The following is an 18830-nucleotide window of genomic DNA, read 5'->3' on the forward strand; positions in this document are numbered from 1 at the left end:
AAACAAGCTGCCAATGTATCGCAAGATTATAAACTTCTTTATGAAAGGGCACAGAGTACGAATAACCGGTATTCTGTGTTTGATTGTTATTTATGTCTCGGCCCAGTCGCTTCTGCCCGCACCTCAGAATAACAAGAAAAAGATAGAAATAGTGTCTGCCTTGTCGATGAATAAACGCCAGAATTTCGACCCGACTATCTTGCTGGACAGTGTCGTGCTTTTTCACGATGGCGCTTATATGTACTGCGATAGCGCCTACCTCGACGAAAAGAACAACGCTTTTGAAGCCTTTAGCCGGATAAAAGTGGAACAAGGCGACACCCTGTTTCTTTACGGCGACTATCTACGCTACGATGCCAATACCAAGCTGGTGCGAATAAGAGAAAATGTGCGGCTCGAAAACAAAAACGTTACGCTTTTCACCGACAGCCTCAATTATGACAGAGCCATTAACCTGGCCTATTATTTTGATGGCGGAATGCTGGTGGATGAAGAAAATGAGCTGACATCCTTCTGGGGGCAATACGAGCCGGCGATTAAAATAGCGACTTTCAAAGACAGCGTGAAGCTGGTGAACAATAAATTCATCTTGTATTCCGATACCTTGAAATACAATACCGACAACAAAATAGCCACCATCCTCGGCCCATCCACCATTGTTTCCGATAGCGGTATTATCTACACCAAAAAAGGATGGTACAATACACAGAGCGAAGAATCGAAGTTGTTCGACCGCTCGTTAATCGTCAATAAGGAGGGCAACCGTACCCTTACGGGCGATACGGTATTTTATGACAAAACCAAAGGCTACGGCGAAGTCTTCGGCAACATGTACCTGCAAGATACCCTGAAGAAGATAATCCTGCGAGGGCATTACGGCTATTTTGACGAGGTAAACGACTATGCAATGGCCACCGATTCGGCTTTTTGCATCGAGTATTCGCAAGGAGACAGTTTGTATGTGCACGGCGATACGCTGAAGCTGGAAACCGATTCTGTTTACAGGGAGATAAAGGCATATTACAACGTCCGGTTCTATCGCTTCGATGTGCAGGGCGTGTGCGACTCAATGCAGTTCAATACAAAAGATTCTATCCTTTATATGTATAAAGAACCCGTCCTGTGGAACGAGCAGCAGCAGCTCAATGGCGATACGATTGAAATTATGATGAATGACAGCACGATTGATAATGTGCACATGAAGAACTATTGCTTTGCCATAGAAGAACTGGATTCACTCCATTACAATCAGTTGAAGGGTAGGGACTTGAAAGCTTTTTTTGAAGGAAAAGAGTTGCGTTATATTGTAGTGGAGGGCAATGCCGAATCTATTTTTTATCCCGCGGAAAAGGATGGCAGTAAGACGGGAATGAATCAAACCGAGAGCAGCTTCCTGTCGATTGCCATGAAGGAGAAAAAAATAGAGAAATTGAAGCTCTGGTCCAAAGCCACCGGTAAAATGATTCCGATACCCGACCTGAAACCGGAACAATTGACATTGAAAGATTTTCAGTGGTTCGATTACCTGCGACCAAGGGATAAAGATGACATCTTCAGAAAAGTGAGGAAGAAAGAGGGAGCTATCAGACCCAAGTCTTCCGATAAATTCAGACAGGAGGAATAGCAACATACACACAGTAGTTACATGAGTGACATAATTCATCTTTTACCCGATTCTATTGCCAATCAGATTGCAGCTGGGGAAGTTATACAACGTCCGGCATCGGTCGTGAAAGAACTTGTAGAAAATGCAATTGATGCAGGCGCCCAAAGCATTAAAATCAGCATAAAAGATGCAGGGCGTACCCTGATACAAGTGATTGACGATGGCAAGGGGATGTCGGTAACCGATGCCCGTCTGGCTTTCGAGCGTCATGCAACATCTAAAATACAGTCGGTGGACGATCTCTTTTCGCTGAAAACGATGGGCTTCCGCGGCGAGGCTTTGCCGTCGATTGCAGCCGTTGCCCAGGTAGAACTGAAATCGAAGAGAAAAGAAGATGAAGTGGGCACCCTGCTGTTGATTTCGGCTTCAAAGGTGGAGAAGCAGGAAGTAACGGTCTGTCCCGATGGCAGCAACTTTGCCATAAAAAATATATTTTTCAATGTGCCGGCAAGGCGCAAGTTCCTGAAATCGAACGAAACCGAGAAAAGGAATATACTGACCGAACTCGAGCGCATCGTGCTGGTGAACCCGGATGTAGAGTTTACATTTATCGACAACGATATGGAAGCCTTGAAATATCCGGCTTCGGGATTAAAGCAGCGGATAATCAACGTTATCGGCAAAAATTTCAATCAGCAGTTAATCCCCGTCGAAATTGAGACAAAGCTTGCAAAAATTTATGGCTTTATAGGTAAACCCGAATCGGCACGCAAGGCAAGGCCGCAGCAATTCTTTTTTGTGAATGGCCGGTATATGCGCCACCCTTATTTTGCCAAGGCTGTAAGCTCGTCCTACGAATCGCTGATTCCCACAGGCGAAAGCCCCAATTTTTTCATTTATTTCGATGTCGATCCGGCTTCTATCGACGTCAATATTCATCCGACCAAGACCGAAATAAAGTTTGAAAACGAACAGGCTCTTTGGCAAATACTGGCCGCAACGGTAAAAGAAGCCTTGGGCAAATCGAACGAAGTGCCCTCCATTGATTTCGATACCGATGACGCGGTGGATATACCGATTCATAATCCCTTGAATATGAATCGCCCAAAGCTAAATGTCGATCCCTCATACAATCCCTTTAAGCTGGGTTCTTCCCCGTCCTACCAGCGTCCGAAGCTTGATTGGGAAGTACTGTACCAAGGCTTTGAGAATGAAAAGGAAGAAACTAATCTGTTCAATGTAAACGAAAATGAGGTATCGCAGGAATCCTTTTCGGCTCATTACCAATACAAGAACCGGTATATACTGACCTCGGTGAAGTCGGGATTGATGATTATCGACCAACGCCGCGCCCATCTTCGCATATTATTCGACCGGTTTCTGACCAATATCAGGCTAAAACGTGGCATCTCGCAGCGGGTATTATTCCCCGAAATAATGGAATTTGCCGCCACCGAAGCTACAATGATACCCTACCTGATGGATGATTTTGAGGCCGTAGGTTTCGATTTGAACAATCTGGGAAATAATTCGTATGCCATCAATGGCGTACCTTCCGAAATTGTGAATGTCAATCCGGTTGAGCTTATCCACAATATCGTATCGAAAAGCATCGAAACCGGCAGCGATGTGCGGGAGGAAATACAAGAATCGCTCGCCCTGTCGATGGCTTATGCCGCAGCCATACCCTACGGTCATAAACTGTCTGCCGAAGAAATAACCGAAATTGTTGACGGCCTTTTTTCCTCAAGCAGCCACAACTACACGCCCGACGGCAAAACAATTATCGCCATCCTTTCGGATAGCGATATAAATTCAAAGTTTTAATTTATCCTGCTCACCTGTTTCACTCCTTTCACGGTTTTCAGTTTTTTCATCAAGCCGTTCAATGCCTCGGTATTATTCAGCGATACCGAGATATTTCCCTGAAACAAGCCATCGGTTGAATCAATGTTTATCGAACGCAAACTTACGCCCGATTCTTTCGAGATGATTGAAGTGAGGTTGGTTACAATGCCTATATCGTCGTTGCCAATGATGCGGAGGGTTATCGAATACTGCGAGCCCGATTTTCCCGACCAGCGCGCCGGAATCACCCGGTAGCCAAAGCGCGAAAACATATCGTGGGCATTCGGACAATTCCTGCGATGGATTTTAATCCCTTGCGAGGACACAAAACCAAAAATCTCATCGCCATAAATCGGATTGCAGCACCTGGCCAGTTTATAATCAACGCCCGTCAGGTCCTTGTCGAGTACCAGCTCATCACGGGTATCTTCTTTGTCGTTTTCCATTGTTGGCGCAACAAAACCTTCGGCGCTTTTTGTTTCGTGCTTGTCCCGTATTTCGGATTCTTTCTTCTCTACGGCATATTGGTCGATAACCAAGTTAACGTCCAGCGATTCATCGGCTATTTTGATGAAGAAATCCGTAACCGTCTTGAAGCCCATTTTCTTTATCAGCCGCATCAAAACGCCCTCGTCGTCTTCAATTTTACGGTTTTTCATCCGCCGTTTCAGCAGTTCCTTGGCATAATTCACCTGTTTGTTGGCTTCTTCCTTCAGGCTTTGACGTATTTTGTTTCGGGCTTTCGAGGTTACAACAAAGCTCAGCCAGTCTTGTTTGGGCGATTGATTGGGCGATGTTATAATCTCTATCAGGTCTCCGTTGTTGAGCTTATGGCGGATCGATTCGTTTTTCCCGTTCACCTTCCCCGACACACAAGCCGACCCTATTCTCGAGTGAATAGAAAATGCAAAATCGAGAATAGTTGCTCCTTTGGGCAGTTTATGCAAATCGCCTCGAGGCGTAAAAACATAAATCTCCTCATCGTACATGTCCAGTTTGAAATCTTCCAGTTTCTCGCTGGTTTCGAGGCTATTGCTTTCGAGTGTTTCGCGCAGGTTTGTCAACCAGTCGTCAACGCTCGACTGGCTTTTCAGGCCTTTGTATTTCCAGTGGGCAGCCAAACCGCGTTCGGCGATTTCATCCATCCGCTCCGTCCGTATCTGCACTTCCACCCACTTCGAGTCGGGACCCATCACCGTGATGTGCAACGACTCGTAACCATTGCTTTTAGGTATCGACAGCCAGTCTTTCAATCGTTTCGGATTGGGTTGATACAGGTCGGTTACGATGGAGTAGGCCTGCCAGCAATCGGCTTTCTCCTTGTCCATAGGCGAATAGAGAATAATGCGGATGGCAAAAAGGTCGTATATCGATTCAAAATCTATCTTTTGTTTTTTCAGCTTGTTATTTATCGAAAAAATAGATTTTGTCCGCCCTTTTATGTCGTATCGCAAATCTGTTTTCTTCAGTTTGTCTTCGATAGGAGCAATAAATTCGGCAATATATTTGTCGCGCGACTCTTTGGTCTCGTTTATCTTTGTCGAGATGTAATCGTAAATTTCTTTGTCGGTGTATTTAAGATACAAATCCTCCATCTCGGATTTTATCTTATACAAGCCCAGCTTGTGTGCCAAGGGCGCATAGAGGTACGATACCTCCACACAAAGCTTCAGCCGGAACGATTCGGAATACTTCAAGGCATTACGCATCAGGTACAAGCGGTTGGCAATCATGATAAGAACAACGCGCATGTCTTCGGCAAAGGACAACAGCAACTTCAGGTAATTCTCCGATTCCAGAGCCGTTTGCTTGTCTTCGAGCTCCCGGATTTTAATAAGCCCTTGTATAATGTTCCTGACTTCCGTGTCAAAAAGTTCCTCGATTCGTTTCAGGCTGACTATTTTGCACAACACCGGATAATATAACAGCACCGCAATGATGGAGGCGCTTTTCAGTCCTATCTCCTGAATAATTATCAGGACCGTGTTGGCGATGGTCTCGGGATTAGATAATTCGGTGTTGGCATCCCTGTAAACCCCTTTTGCAGAAGCCTCTTTCAGTATAGTCCGCACGCTATCCTGCTCTTTCGGCGAAAGATTTTTCTTCACAGCCGGAATGAGTTTCCTGTATATAAATAATGTATTTCGCTCTGTTTTCATTTCTTACTCCGAATACAAAGTGTGTAACCCAAAACTTGTTGAATCAATGACCTCAACTACCGAATCGTAAAATTAGTATATTCCTTTCAGAAAACCGTTCAGATTTTAGAAAAATCTTACCGTCTGCACCGCTGATTATATCTGATTTTATTGATTAACCTGATTACATAGGGCAAACGCATGAAAAATTTTACTGCTTATACCTTTCGGTAAAGTTGCTGGTATGAGCAGGAGATTCCTCCCTTTGGTCGGAATGACGGTCTCCTTTTGGGGAGAGGAGATGGGGAAGCGGCGGCGAAGCCGCCACTTCCCCATCCCTTAAAGCACTAACAGGCGAGTCATTCCGACCAAAGGGAGGAATCTCATCTGCAACAGCGCTAGTAAAATTTTTCATGCGTTTGCCCTGCCTGATTACAATAGAGACGTGGCGCGCCACGTCTGTATTCTGTGTCTGTATTTATCGTAGGAGCGCTGTGTCCACTAAAAAATAAGATTTAATTGAGTGTCATTTTGATAGCCGTCAGGTAAGGCTGAAAGCCTTTCAGCGTTGCCCTATGCTAATGCTTAAAGGCTTTCAGCCTTAAATACAGTTGTGCAACAGACCCTACAAACCTTGAACCTGAAATTCTGAACTTTAAATTTTCTCCCCATCCTTTTTATCGGAATAGGCCGAGAGAATCAGTGTCAGCGCGCCATCGCCGGTTACATTGCAGGCGGTTCCAAAGCTGTCTTGCAGGGCAAAGATGGTAAGCATCAGGGCCGTACCTGCGGCATCGAAACCGAGTACGCTGACTATCAGCCCAAGCGAAGCCATTACCGTACCCCCGGGAACACCCGGAGCCCCAATGGCAAAAATACCCAGCAACAAACAAAACAAAATCATGGTAGATAGGGGCGGCAATGTGCCGTACAGCACTTGCGAAACAGTCATTACGAAAAAGGTTTCGGTAAGTACCGAACCGCAAAGGTGTATATTGGCAAACAGCGGGACGCCAAAACTCACCATATCGGGACGCAGCGCATTGGAGCGACGGGCGCAATTCAGTGCGACTGGCAGCGTGGCGGCAGACGACATGGTGCCGATTGCCGTGATATAGGCAGGAGCATAATGCTTCAACACCCGAAAAGGATTTTTCCGCGAATAAGCGCCGGCCAGTCCGTAAAGGATCCCCATCCAGAGATAATGGCCAATCACCACAATGACTATCACCACAAGAAAAACAGGCAACTGATGCGTGAGGCTTCCCTCGTAAGCCAGCGAAGCGAAAGTGAAACCGATAAAAAACGGCAAAACAGGAATAATCACCTTTACAACGATGGATACTACAATCTCCTGAAATTCGTCCAGAGCGGCGATAATCTTTTCGGATTTGTTCCACACGGCTGCCAGTCCGATGAGGATGGAGAACACCAACGCGCTCATTACGGACATAATTTGCGGAATTTGCAGGTCGAAAATCACTGCCGGTAATTCGCGTACACCATCGGCGCTTGCTGTTATGTTGAGATGCGGGATAATGGAGTAACCCGCTGCGGTAGCAAAAAGCGCCGCTCCAATACTCGACAGATAAGCAATTCCCAAGGCAATACCCAGCAACTTGGAGGCATTGCTTCCGAGCTTGGTAATGGATGGGGCAATGAAGCCGATAATAATCAGCGGAACGATAAACATAATAACTGCACCCGAAAGCCGTTGCAGCGTTACAACTACTTGCATCACCGCATCGTTGGCAAGCAAGCCCAACAGTATGCCCGCCAATAAACCCACAATAAGTTTGAACGGAAGGCTGGTAAAAATCTTTTTCATTTGTATGTGTCTTATTATAAACAAATAGAACAAGGGGGCAGACCCCCTTGTTCTAAAAAAACCAGTACTCTAAATTTAATAACCCGGATTTTGTGGTCTGATACCTAAATCATTGCCTCTTTCACTCAAAGGAACAGGGAAACGATATTGATGTCCGTTGATATTTGTTGTTTTTGCATGCAGGTGTTTGTAAATTCTCGAATAGAATGTGAACCGGCTTGCATCTGCTTTAGGAAGAGTGTTGAACGCTGTTTCGTCGTTGTATGCAGATTTGTAATATTCATAATTGGGTACTTTGTTGAGAACAGAAGAAATCAATGTTCTCCAACGTACTAAGTTAATCCAGTGTTTTTGTTCAAAAGCAAATTCGTAACCCCATTCGTTGTACAAATCCTGTACTGTAACAGCGCTTAATTTAGTTACTTTGGCTCTTGTGCGAAGTTCGTTGATGGCAGCCAAACCTTTGTCGCTGTCTCCCAAAAAGAACTGGGCTTCTGCTTTAATCAGATATACTTCAGCCAGACGGAAGTCGATGTGGTCGATGTTATTCAACTGAGTGCTAATGCCTTCTGCTTTGTTGATGCCGTCAGTTTCTCTGTGTATCCATTTACCGGGACGAACAACGCTAAGTGGCCAGGTCAACGTATCAATTTCGCCGTTAGAGTATGTTACGTTTGAAACATAAGAGTACAATTTGCGGGTATCGCTTGCCGGAATTGCGTTTTCGAGCGTGATGTCGGCGTACTGAATATGTGGAAATGCCCTTTCGTCTGTTGGGAAAGTAAATCCGCAGTGTGTTTGGTGATTGCCTTGTGCATCAATACCATCGCCATCGTGGTGGATAGAGAAAATTACTTCGGCATTGTTTTCGTTAGGCACACCCCAAATTTTGTTGAAATCGGATAGCAAAATGTATTTTTTGCTGTTGATTACTTCATTGGCATAGGCCAGCGCTGTATGCAATTTTTCGTGGTCGATAGCCGGTTTTTCAGGGTCAACTCTTGATGTGGCGATAGCTGCAACCTCGCTTTGTGAAAGCGGTTTTTGCCCCCAAGTGAGGTAAGCCTTAGCCAAGATGGTTTTTGCAGCCAGTTGCGAAGGATTCGATTTATTATTTGCATCAACTTCCGGCAAAGCTGGAATGGCCGCCTTCAAATCGCTCACTACTTGATTATAAACATCGTCGATAGATTTACGCGTTGTTTTGTCGGCTTCCGTAGCGCTGGAACTCAAAATTAAAGGTACTTCGCCGTAAAGCTGTACGAGTTGAAAATAGTTGTAACCGCGGATAAATTTAGCACGGGCAATCAGCAAGTCTTTGCCCTCTTTGTTCAATTCGTCGGATACTACGGTTGCGCCGATTTGTTCGATAGCCAGATTGGCAGCTCCAATACTTGTGTACAGACGGTTAAAGACTTTAACGGCATACCAGTTGTCGGGCTTGATGTCAAATTGACTTACCAATGGTCCTTCTACATTATCTTCACCTTCAAAAGAAACGGTTGTTTCGGTGGCCGATTCTACCAGGAAAGAATATGAAGAACTAAGGGTTTGCAAAGGCCCGTAAACGGCATTGGCCAATGCTTCAGCTTCAGCTGAGGTGGCAGGCGGTGTAATAAGGGTTTGTTCTTCCTCATCCTCGCACGAAGAAAAAGCGACCGCAAAAAGCGCAAATAACGCTACTGAATAAATTCCTTTTTTCATTGTTTTAGTAATTGATATAATTAATAATTATTTGATGATGCAAAGTTAGGCTGCTTGTTTAGCCACCGCAATACCACAGGTATGGTATTTTAGAAAGTTATTCCGGCGCCTGCCAGAAATGTGCGTGAAGTAGGATAAACACCCGTATCTACTCCTCCGGCTATTTCGGGGTCGTAACCTGTATATTTTGTGAACGTATAGAGGTTTTGAGCCGAAATAAAGGCGCGGAATTGCACCGGTGCACTGGCTATTTTCAGCGGCAAATTGTATCCCAATGTGATGTTTCTTATCTTCAGGAAAGAACCATCTTCTATATAACGGCTATACGCAATGTTTGCGCCGGTAATGGGAACAGCGTTTGCGCGAGGCTGGTTAGACGGATTTTCTTTCGTCCAAGCGTTCAACACATCTGCCGAAAGATTGTACATGCCATTTCCTTCGGAGAGATGGCGGCGCAATTTGTTATACACCTCGTTGCCCTGCGAACCTTGCAGCGACACAAACACATCCCAGCGGCGATAAGTCAGGCTGGACGATAATCCGTAAGTGAAGTCGGGTTGTATGCTACCGAGTATTGTGCGGTCTTTTTTCGTATCATAGCCATCTACCCCGTCCAAATCTTTTATTTTAATATCACCGGTTTCCGGGTCCACTCCATCATACACATAACCGTAGAACGAGCCTGCAGATTCGCCTACCCGGTATATTTTTTCCTGATGGTCGCCCTCTACCAATTCTGCCTTTAATTTTGTAATCGTATTGATGTTGCGCGCAAAATTGGCAGATACCGACCATGTCAGGTTTCTTCTCTCAATCAATTTTGCATTCAATGCCAGTTCAAAACCTTTGTTGCTTAGGTTTCCGTAGTTAATTGTTTGATAACCACCGCTAGCTGACCCAAACTCGGCTTCTATTCTTGTCAATAAATCTTCCGTTTTTTTATAGTACACATCGGCAACCAGATTTAACCTGTTGTCTAAAAATCCGGCATCAAATCCGGCATTGTATTCGGTTGTGATTTCCCATGTCAGTTTGTTATTGCCAAGTGTTGTAAATATACTGGCCGGTTTGCCGTTATAGCTACCCGTATCAGTGTCTCCTCCGGCATCTCTAGGCGCAATTTCCTGATTTCCTGCTTTGCCATAGGTAGCTCGCAATTTCAGCGAACTTAATGTAGGAAACAATGGTTTTGCAAACTCTTCATCACTTCCATTCCACGACAATCCGACAGAAGGGAAATGCCCCCATTGATGACCTTTGGCAAAGTGTGTAGATTTGTCCGAACGCCAGGTAGCTGTGAGGTTGTATTTTTCCAACAGCGTGTAGTTGGCGCGGGCAATTACAGAGTGTATGCTGGAATGGTCGGCTTTATTAATAATATTTATCTTCGCATCCTCATTGGCCGCTGCGGCTGCCAATATGTTGAAATTCTCCAAATGGTCAACTTTAGTGATTACAATATCTGCATTGGTTTCCTGATTGGTATATCCGGCCAACAGGTCTATGTAATGTATTGGCGTCAGTTGTTTGGTGTAGGTCAGCAAATATTCTGTTTGCGTTACATCTGTCTTCCGGTTACCCACAGCGCCGCGTCCCTGTATATCGTCGTTAATGCCAAGAGCAGAGTAGGGCGGGGCAAAGAAGTTTTGAGTAGTATAATTGACATTTGTTCCCGCACTAAATTTAGCCGTCAAGCCATCCAGGGTTGGAATCTTGTATTTGGCATAAAAATTACCCAGCAATGAGGTACTCAAGGTTTGTCCAATGCTGTTTTTCAAATCCGAAACCGGATTTGCCGCCTTGCCATAATAGCTGAGTTCGGACAGCTCAAACGGATTGTAGTAATTATAATCGCCGGTGGTGGCATTGCGTATTGGTATTACCGGCGGCATAAACAGTGCATACACCAGCGAATTGGTGATACCCGACTTAAATGGGCTGCTGCTTGCACCGGCCTTTTCGTCGGCTGTCATAGTGGTGAGCGCATTCTGCGTACTTCTGTCGGCAGAGGCTGTAATGCCCATACTGAGGTTGGACGATATTTCCCGGTCTAAATTGATTCGTCCGCTGAAGCGTTTAAAACCCGAATTAAGGATAATTCCTTGCTGGTCGGTGTAGTTACCCGACAGGAGGTAACGGGTTTTGTCGTCTCCGCCACTGATAGACAGTTCGTGCGTTTGTGTTGATCCGGTTTGCAGCACGGCATCCTGCCAATTGCTATCTGTTGGTTTACCGGTTGCAGCCAGTTGCGCCTCATTAAATGCTATGAAATCGGGTTTGCCCCAAGTTCCCTTGTTAAAATATTTTTTATTTATTTCTTCCCATTGCGCGGCATTTGTCATTTTGAGTTTCTTTGCCGACTTATCTACTCCAACGGTGTATTGATAGTGAATGGTGTTGCCGCCTTTCTTGCCTTTTTTGGTGGTAACAAGTATCACGCCGTTTGCGCCACGTGTGCCGTAGATGGCCTTTGCCGACATATCTTTTAGTATCTCGACCGATTCTATATCCGAAGGATTGATGGAAGCCAGGGGGTTAAGGCTACTTTCGATGCCGGAAACACCCGTAATAACTTTGTCGCTGTAATAAATAAGACCGTCAATCACATACAGTGGGTCGTTATTGGCATAGATGGAGTTGCCACCACGGATACGAATCTCCGAACCGGCTCCCGGTTGCCCCGAAGCTTGTGTTACATTCACGCCCGAAACGGCGCCGCCAAGCAATCCATCGAGCGATGTAGCCGATTGCTGCAAAATGTTTTTGTCTAACGAAGCTACCGAGCCCGTCAGTTCTTTTCTTTTTTGTACGCCATAACCAATCACCACTACTTCGCTCAGCACCTGTTGGTCTTCGCGGAGGGAGATGCTAAGCGGCTTGGAGCGGTCATAGACTTCTATTTCTTCGGTTTTATACCCCAGGTATTTTACAACAACAGCCGTTGGGAAAGAGCGGACACCGATGCTGAATCGGCCGTCCACGTCGGTTACTGTTCCTGTTTTTTCGCCCGTTACCGAAATATTTGCGCCGATAATCGGTTCCTTTGTTGCTGCATCAATCACTTTACCCTGAATGGCTAGCTTTTCCTGAGCAACAGCCGGTTGAGTATTGGCCAATAATGAAACTAAAAGAATTGCAAAGCCTAAATAGTGTTTGCAGTTTTTCTGAAAAGAGAATTGCTTAATCATGTCTTGTCTTATTTTTTTAACTTGCAAAAGTAAGGCCTTATTTCATCCCAAAAAATACCGTAAATGTGGTATATTATTGCAGGGGAGTTTTATTCTGCGATTCTTTTTAGCACAAAAAAAGCCGCTCCAAATTATGGAACGGCCTTTCCTGTGTGAGGAAACAGATTTTATTCTGCGTTCAAAGTAAAACGTTTGAATGCTGTAACTGTCAATTCTTTGTCGGGATAGTAAACTTTACTATTAAGTCCATCTTTTTAATCGGGACACGCCATTGATTCCGAAAAATTCATCATAGACTTGTAAGACGAAGAATATTTCTCTTAACCTCTGATAATGCAGAAACTCGATAACCGATTTGCGTATAAAGAGGTTCAATAGAAGTACCAAAACAGGTAAAAGTAGAATAATAAGAATATAAGCCTTATCGGAGAGGACAGTGTTTAGAAAATTACAAATATCATGATTCATAAAACTATGAGTATCTACAATGGTAAAAGCCAATAAAAATATAAAGGATACACCGCCGATATATCCATTTGTTATAGAAACAGCCCAAGAAGAAGATGCCATCCGGATATGCGCTTCATTTTTCACCAATATATTGTACTCTCTTTGGGCAACTAATTGTATTTTCAATTTAAGCTTATTGATTGCATTTTTGCTTCTGGAATTTTTCTCATACCATTCAACATAATCAAGCAAATGGTCTTCATTCCTTTTTATCAGGTATGTGTTATAAAAAACATACGGGAACTGGCAATCCTCTTCATTATCACATGCCGACTCGGAACGCAAAGAGAACAAAAAGTACCAGCCCAATGCCAACAAAAAAGTATTTTTACCGGCAGATTGTTTGCCATATTTTTCCACACACGATTTATACTCTTTCGAAAAAGTTTCCAATATTTTGAATTGCATATCTTCATCTACTGCATTCGTGTCTTCAAGGTTTAATTTTTCATTTTCGAGAAAGTTCTTTCCACTGTTTTTATATAGTTCGTATGCAATTCGGTTCAAGAGTTCGATTTCTTCGTTTTTTTCGTTTTCTGATTTTTTTACAATTATATTTTTATACACTTCTTTAATTTCATCTTTTTCTGCTCTGTCTTTTTTAGGCCTCCTCTCCTGACTCAATATATGATCAAAAAGTAAATCATAATATTCATCAAATAACTCAGCTTTCTTCAATTTTCTTTCTTCTTTTGTTTCCTTATTTTTATCTGCCTTCTCTTTTTTAATGGCATCAAGTTCACTTTTAAATAGGGGAAGAACCGTCTTTTTAAAATGCTTTTTCTTTACACATTTAAAACTTTTCCTATCCACGTCTTTAATATCCAACCTGTAGAAAATGTTTCCAATAGCATACGCTAAAATCAGAAATACGAAAAATATTACCAGCCAAAACCATCCTTGAAAAACATTTGATATTAATAAATCTTGTTTTGTTGCTATTCCATTCAAACTGATGAGTGTTGCTATATCTGATGTACCGCCAACGGTTACCGAATACGAAGTATTGCCATTAATATATATTATAATCACAGGAATTACCACACATAAAGTTACTGAAAAAAGAAATATTATTCCAGGAATCAAAGCTCCAATTAAATCAATCAGAAAATCATTAATTACTTTTATACTGTCTTTGGTATAATCAGCTGATTCGGTCTGCTTACTCATGTCATTCAAATAATTTAGTAAAACTTCTACACGAAAACTGGATAAAGTTAAGTTAATAATAAATATTTTGGCAGAATATGTGGGTATTTAACATTATATAACGGTATATGCATGAAAGATTTTAGTCCCTGCCTGCGCCGTTAAACGCATTTGTCCTGCATTATTAATTTTTGTACAAAGCACAAAAAAAGCCGCTCCAAATTATGGAACGGCCTTTCCTGTGTGAGGAAACAGTTTTTATTCTGCGTTCAAAGTAAAGCGTTTGAATGCTGTAACTGTCAATTCTTTGTCGTACGATTCGAGGTATTGAGCTACCGTTTGTTTTGGGTTCTTTACAAATTCTTGTTGAAGAAGTGTGAATTCTTTGTAGAATTTAATCAAAGCGCCTTCTGCAATTCTTTCGAGCAAATTTTCGGGTTTGCCTGCTTCGCGCGCTTTTTCTTTTGCTATGTTCAATTCTTTTTGTCTGGTTTCTTCCGAAACTTCTTCAGCTCTTAGCGCTACGGGATTCATAGCGGCAATCTGCATTGCTACGTCCTTAGCTACCTGTTCGTCGATGTTTGCTTTGTTGAAGCCTACAATTGTAGCCAGTTTGTTACCCGGATGAATGTATGCAACTACGGTAGGAGCCGTAATTTGTTCGTAAACTCCTATTTCCATTTTTTCGCCGGTAACGCCCATTCTGTCGGTTACCAGGTCGGCAATGCTGCGTCCGTCCACCTGAACAGCGTTTAGCGCTTCCAAAGTTGCCGGTTTATTTTCGATAGCAGCATTAAGAATAGACTTGGTTAAGCCTACAAATTCTGCATTGATGGCCACGAAGTCGGTTTCGCACTTCAATGCCACGATTGTTGCAAAATCGCCTTTTGTTGCCGCCAGAACACATCCTTCGGATGCATCGCGGTCGCCGCGTTTTGCAGCAAAAGCCTGTCCTTTTTTACGAATAATTTCGATAGCTTTTTCAAAATCGCCTTCTGCTTCTGTCAAAGCGCTTTTACAATCCATCATTCCTGCGCCTGTTCTTTTACGAAGGCTTTGGATGTCTGCCATACTAACTGCCATATTTTTTTCTCCTTATTTTTGTTGGTTTCTAATGTAAAAAAGAGCCAAGAACCCAATACCAAGAATCAGACTCAGTATTTAATTCTTAGCTCCTGATTTTATTTGTATTATTCTTCGTCTTCTTTTCCGATGAATTTGCTGGCAACGGCTGCGTTGATAGCTTCTTCATCTTCTTTTGCTACACGTTCTTTTTTCGCGCCTACTTTTGCTTTGCGTTCTTTACGCGGAGCAGCGGCGCCGTCTTCCTGAGTTTCGGCTGCAACAGCATCGGCTTTTTCTACTTTTCGTTCCTCAAGCCCTTCTTTGATAGCTTGGCAGAGGTGCGATACGATTAGCTCTACCGATTTTGCAGCATCGTCGTTTGCCGGTATCAAGAAGTCCACATCCGAAGGGTCGGAGTTGGTATCAACCATTGCAAACACCGGAATACCCAAACGTTTTGCTTCTTTAACGGCAATGTTTTCTTTCATTACGTCAACAACGAAAAGCGCCGATGGCAAACGAGTCAGGTCCTGAATAGAACCTAAGTTCTTTTCGAGTTTGGCGCGCTGGCGTGTTACTTGCAGTTTTTCGCGTTTCGACAAGGTATCGAACGTTCCGTCTTTTATCATTTTGTCGATAGTTGTCATCTTCTTCACGGCCTTGCGGATAGTTGGGAAGTTGGTCAACATACCACCCGGCCAGCGTTCGATAACATAAGGCATGTTTACCGACAGGGCTAAATCGGCGATAATTTGTTTTGCTTGTTTTTTTGTTGCAACAAACAATACTTTTTTACCCGATTTTGTAATTTGTTTCAATGCCGCAGCAGCTTCGTCAGCTTTTGCTGCTGTTTTATAAAGGTCAATGATGTGAATACCATTGCGCTCCATAAAAATGTAAGGAGCCATGGCAGGGTTCCACTTTCTTTTTAAGTGTCCGAAGTGTACGCCTGCTTCTAATAATTGGTCAAATTCTAATTTAGCCATTTTAATTTTTTAAATTCGTTTACTTTCTTTTTCCGAATGAATTGCCGGGTAGCTCTTTTACGTTGAAGTCCCGTCAATTTAGATACTAAACGTATGTTGGTGCAAACAAGTCTGCTCTATATATTTGATCCGACCCCCGAAAATCTATGCCACAAGGCGGTAGCTTTGCCGGTCGGAAGATATATGCCAATTAACGTTTTGAGAATTGAAATCTTTTTCTTGCTTTAGGACGTCCTGGTTTTTTACGTTCAACGACACGAGAATCGCGAGTCATAAATCCTTCGGCCCTGAGTGCAGGTTTATCTTCGGCATTAATCTTTACTAAAGCGCGGGCAATACCAAGACGGGCGGCTTCCGACTGTCCTTTGTATCCTCCACCTTTCAGGTTGATTTTGATGTCGTATTTTTCAACAACACCTAATGTATTTAGCGGTTGCCGTACAACATATTGAAGAATTGAAGAAGGGAAATAAATCTCTAATTCGCGTTTGTTAATAACAATTTTACCGGTTCCTTCGCTTACGTAAACGCGTGCAACAGCTGCTTTGCGTCTTCCGATTGTATTTACTACTTCCATTGTTATTATTTAATAGTGTTAATATCTAATGATTTAGGCTGTTGTGCCTGATGAGGATGTTCGGCTCCACCGTAAACATACAGGTTTCGGAGAAGAGCTGCTCCCAATTTGTTTTTGGGTAACATGCCTTTCACCACTTTCAGCGCCAAACGGTCGGCTCCCTTTTCCAATAAATCGGCTGGAGTAGATTCTTTTTGTCCTCCCGGATAGCCTGTATATCTCAAATATACGCGGTCTGTCCATTTTTTACCGGTCAAAACCACTTTATCGGCATTGATGAGCACTACATTGTCGCCACAGTCCACGTGTGGGGTGTAGTTTGGTTTGTATTTCCCTCGTAAAATCTTCGCGACTTTAGAGGCAAGGCGACCCAAAGTTTGGCCGGTTGCATCAATTTCAACCCACTCTTTGTTGACTGTTGCTTGGTTCGCGGAAATGGTCTTATAACTTAAAGTATCCACTTTCTTAATTTTTTTAATTTGTTTAAAGACTTCAATTTGACAACTCAGCTTCTTTGCTACTCAGCTAAGGACACAGTTAGAACAAATAACAAGCTAATTGTCAAATCCTTACATTTATTTTTTTAATAATCGGCTCGCAAAGGTACTATTTCTCTGCGAATTATCAAAGGCTTGAGGCGGTTTAAATATTAATTTATTTGATATTTGTGAAATACAAGAACTTTAAATTGGTAATTTCGTTTTATATAATGTATATTTGAGGTGTTTTTGTTTATTTGCGGTTGACTATTTGCCGGTTGAGGATAATTACAAATTTAGAACTGATGATAAATTTTATAAGAAGGAAGAAAAACAAATCGGTATTGGAGAAGAACCGGCGGGAGAAAACTTTTCTGCCCTACGATTCGATACGGGATGTGTTGATTATATTTAATACGAGCGACCTTCCGGCCATTAAGAATGTGGCGGAGGCTTTGAGGAAAGATGGAAAGAAGGTGGCGGCATGGACTACGCGTCCCAAGGATAAATCGCTGCAAATAACCTATCCGCCTTATGTTCGGGCTATTGATTTGGAGAAGGAAATCACCTGGTCGCAAACATTGTCGAAATCGGTGATTGACGAATTTGAGGCCTTGAAGTATGATACGTTTATCGACTTCACCACCGCCGACAACATCCTCCTCGATTACTTGCTGGCATCCAATTCGGGCCGTTTTTGTATCGGCATACGCGAGCGCCGCATCAAAGCATACGATTTCATTCTGCTCAAAAAAGAAGAGCATACAGTCTTTGAAATCTACAAGCAACTGAAGTTTTACCTGAAGAGTGTGATGGGGTAGGGGGGACGGTTCAAGGTTTCATGTTCAAGGTTGTAGGGACGGGTTTCAAACCCGCCCATAAGGAGGTTCAAAGTAGAGACGTGGCGCGCCACGTCTCCGCACAAAATCCTACAAAACCTAGAGTACGGGGCTGTGTCAAAAGTCTTTTTCTTAGATTGTCATTGCGGGTCGGATCCCGCAATGACAGATGAATAGGAATACAGGGCAGGCACGACACTATTTATAAATTGAGAATTGAGAATTGAACTTGAAACTTTGAACTTTAAACCAAAGAAATATACTTTTTCGATTGTTTCACCGTTTAGTATTGAAATTAACCGGCAATATTCTTATATAAAATGATAGACTATATTAAAGGAGATATTGCAGAATTGACGCCAGCCTCCGTAGTTGTTGAAAATCACGGTGTTGGCTATTTTATGCATATTTCTATAAACACATACTCGGCTCTTAGCGGACAAAAAAGTACGAAATTGTTCGTTTATGAGGCTATCAGGGAGGATGCCCACCTGCTTTTTGGCTTTTTCGACAAGCACGAACGCGAGTTGTTTGTGCTGCTGATTAGCGTATCGGGCATTGGTGCGGGAACGGCGCGGATGATTCTCTCGTCGATGACCCCGCGTGAACTGAAATCGGTGATCGCATCGGGCAATGCCGATGTGCTGAAAACCGTCAAGGGCATCGGGCTGAAAACTGCTCAACGGGTGATTGTTGACCTGAAAGATAAAATTAAGCTATCGGATATGGATGAGCCTGTTTCTTTCACTAACAACAGCTTGTTTGCCGAAGAATCGGTGGCAGCCCTGGTTATGTTGGGATTCCCTCAGGCGGCATCGCAGAAGGTGGTTGCCCGAATACTGAAAGACAAGTCCGACAGTTCGATTGAAGAAATATTGAAAGTTGCATTCAGAATGTTGTAATCCGTTTTTTT

At 43.2% G+C, this 18830-nt stretch carries 14 protein-coding genes; 4 read left to right on the plus strand and 10 right to left on the minus strand.

From position 1 onward, the window contains the following. The first annotated feature begins 13 nt into the window (after window positions 1-13). Both ACYPWY_RS01390 and mutL read left to right on the plus strand, forming a co-directional pair. Complete coding sequence (locus tag ACYPWY_RS01390) at window positions 14-1624, plus strand: OstA-like protein (RefSeq protein WP_459683548.1); 1611 nt, start codon at window positions 14-16, stop codon at window positions 1622-1624. Between the two features lie 21 nt (window positions 1625-1645). Next, window positions 1646-3433 (plus strand): DNA mismatch repair endonuclease MutL, encoded by a 1788-nt coding sequence (gene mutL, locus ACYPWY_RS01395; protein ID WP_459683550.1) that lies wholly within the window; start codon window positions 1646-1648, stop codon window positions 3431-3433. Here mutL and ACYPWY_RS01400 read toward each other — a convergent pair. The 10 genes from ACYPWY_RS01400 to rplM all read right to left on the minus strand — a co-directional run bounded on the left by ACYPWY_RS01400 (window position 3430) and on the right by rplM (window position 17060). Further along, window positions 3430-5613 (minus strand): RelA/SpoT family protein, encoded by a 2184-nt coding sequence (locus ACYPWY_RS01400; protein ID WP_459683551.1) that lies wholly within the window; start codon window positions 5611-5613, stop codon window positions 3430-3432. The genes mutL and ACYPWY_RS01400 overlap by 4 nt on opposite strands. Window positions 5614-5803: 190 nt before the next feature. Then, entirely contained in the window at window positions 5804-6007 is a 204-nt protein-coding gene (locus tag ACYPWY_RS01405) for a hypothetical protein (RefSeq protein WP_459683552.1), read from the minus strand. A gap of 240 nt (window positions 6008-6247) precedes the next feature. Further along, a complete protein-coding gene (locus ACYPWY_RS01410; protein ID WP_459683554.1) occupies window positions 6248-7420 on the minus strand; it encodes a dicarboxylate/amino acid:cation symporter in 1173 nt (390 codons plus the stop codon). A 75-nt stretch (window positions 7421-7495) separates the two neighbouring features. After that, a complete protein-coding gene (locus tag ACYPWY_RS01415) occupies window positions 7496-9124 on the minus strand; it encodes a RagB/SusD family nutrient uptake outer membrane protein (protein ID WP_459683555.1) in 1629 nt (542 codons plus the stop codon). 89 nt (window positions 9125-9213) lie between these two features. Beyond that, on the minus strand, window positions 9214-12312 hold the full coding sequence (locus ACYPWY_RS01420; RefSeq protein WP_459683556.1) for a SusC/RagA family TonB-linked outer membrane protein: 3099 nt from the start codon (window positions 12310-12312) through the stop codon (window positions 9214-9216). A 240-nt stretch (window positions 12313-12552) separates the two neighbouring features. Continuing rightward, the gene (locus ACYPWY_RS01425; RefSeq protein ID WP_459683557.1) at window positions 12553-13992 is read right to left on the minus strand and encodes a hypothetical protein; all 1440 of its coding nucleotides are present in this window, start codon (window positions 13990-13992) and stop codon (window positions 12553-12555) included. Window positions 13993-14229: 237 nt separating this feature from the next. Beyond that, the gene (tsf, locus tag ACYPWY_RS01430; protein ID WP_459683558.1) at window positions 14230-15054 is read right to left on the minus strand and encodes a translation elongation factor Ts; all 825 of its coding nucleotides are present in this window, start codon (window positions 15052-15054) and stop codon (window positions 14230-14232) included. A gap of 107 nt (window positions 15055-15161) precedes the next feature. Then, on the minus strand, window positions 15162-16022 hold the full coding sequence (rpsB, locus tag ACYPWY_RS01435; protein WP_459683559.1) for a 30S ribosomal protein S2: 861 nt from the start codon (window positions 16020-16022) through the stop codon (window positions 15162-15164). 190 nt (window positions 16023-16212) lie between these two features. Further along, window positions 16213-16599, minus strand: coding sequence for a 30S ribosomal protein S9 (gene rpsI, locus ACYPWY_RS01440; RefSeq protein ID WP_459683560.1), 387 nt, complete (start codon window positions 16597-16599; stop codon window positions 16213-16215). Between the two features lie 5 nt (window positions 16600-16604). Beyond that, the gene (rplM, locus tag ACYPWY_RS01445; RefSeq protein WP_459683562.1) at window positions 16605-17060 is read right to left on the minus strand and encodes a 50S ribosomal protein L13; all 456 of its coding nucleotides are present in this window, start codon (window positions 17058-17060) and stop codon (window positions 16605-16607) included. A 323-nt stretch (window positions 17061-17383) separates the two neighbouring features. Here rplM and ACYPWY_RS01450 point away from each other — a divergent pair, with 323 nt between their 5' ends. Both ACYPWY_RS01450 and ruvA read left to right on the plus strand, forming a co-directional pair. Beyond that, window positions 17384-17899 (plus strand): DUF6913 domain-containing protein, encoded by a 516-nt coding sequence (locus ACYPWY_RS01450; protein WP_459683563.1) that lies wholly within the window; start codon window positions 17384-17386, stop codon window positions 17897-17899. Between the two features lie 338 nt (window positions 17900-18237). Continuing rightward, window positions 18238-18819, plus strand: a complete 582-nt coding sequence (gene ruvA / locus ACYPWY_RS01455) for a Holliday junction branch migration protein RuvA (RefSeq protein ID WP_459683565.1) — start codon at window positions 18238-18240, stop codon at window positions 18817-18819. Window positions 18820-18830: the final 11 nt, after the last annotated feature.

Source organism: Viscerimonas tarda (assembly GCF_054601255.1).

Bases quoted from the DNA above. Each gene is read 5' to 3' on its own strand.
- ACYPWY_RS01390 (WP_459683548.1), top strand. From the start codon at position 14: ATGTATCGCAAGATTATAAACTTCTTTATGAAAGGGCACAGAGTACGA.
- mutL (WP_459683550.1), top strand. From the start codon at position 1,646: ATGAGTGACATAATTCATCTTTTACCCGATTCTATTGCCAATCAGATT.
- ACYPWY_RS01400 (WP_459683551.1), bottom strand. From the start codon at position 5,613: ATGAAAACAGAGCGAAATACATTATTTATATACAGGAAACTCATTCCG.
- ACYPWY_RS01405 (WP_459683552.1), bottom strand. From the start codon at position 6,007: ATGAAAAATTTTACTAGCGCTGTTGCAGATGAGATTCCTCCCTTTGGT.
- ACYPWY_RS01410 (WP_459683554.1), bottom strand. From the start codon at position 7,420: ATGAAAAAGATTTTTACCAGCCTTCCGTTCAAACTTATTGTGGGTTTA.
- ACYPWY_RS01415 (WP_459683555.1), bottom strand. From the start codon at position 9,124: ATGAAAAAAGGAATTTATTCAGTAGCGTTATTTGCGCTTTTTGCGGTC.
- ACYPWY_RS01420 (WP_459683556.1), bottom strand. From the start codon at position 12,312: ATGATTAAGCAATTCTCTTTTCAGAAAAACTGCAAACACTATTTAGGC.
- ACYPWY_RS01425 (WP_459683557.1), bottom strand. From the start codon at position 13,992: ATGAGTAAGCAGACCGAATCAGCTGATTATACCAAAGACAGTATAAAA.
- tsf (WP_459683558.1), bottom strand. From the start codon at position 15,054: ATGGCAGTTAGTATGGCAGACATCCAAAGCCTTCGTAAAAGAACAGGC.
- rpsB (WP_459683559.1), bottom strand. From the start codon at position 16,022: ATGGCTAAATTAGAATTTGACCAATTATTAGAAGCAGGCGTACACTTC.
- rpsI (WP_459683560.1), bottom strand. From the start codon at position 16,599: ATGGAAGTAGTAAATACAATCGGAAGACGCAAAGCAGCTGTTGCACGC.
- ACYPWY_RS01450 (WP_459683563.1), top strand. From the start codon at position 17,384: ATGATAAATTTTATAAGAAGGAAGAAAAACAAATCGGTATTGGAGAAG.
- ruvA (WP_459683565.1), top strand. From the start codon at position 18,238: ATGATAGACTATATTAAAGGAGATATTGCAGAATTGACGCCAGCCTCC.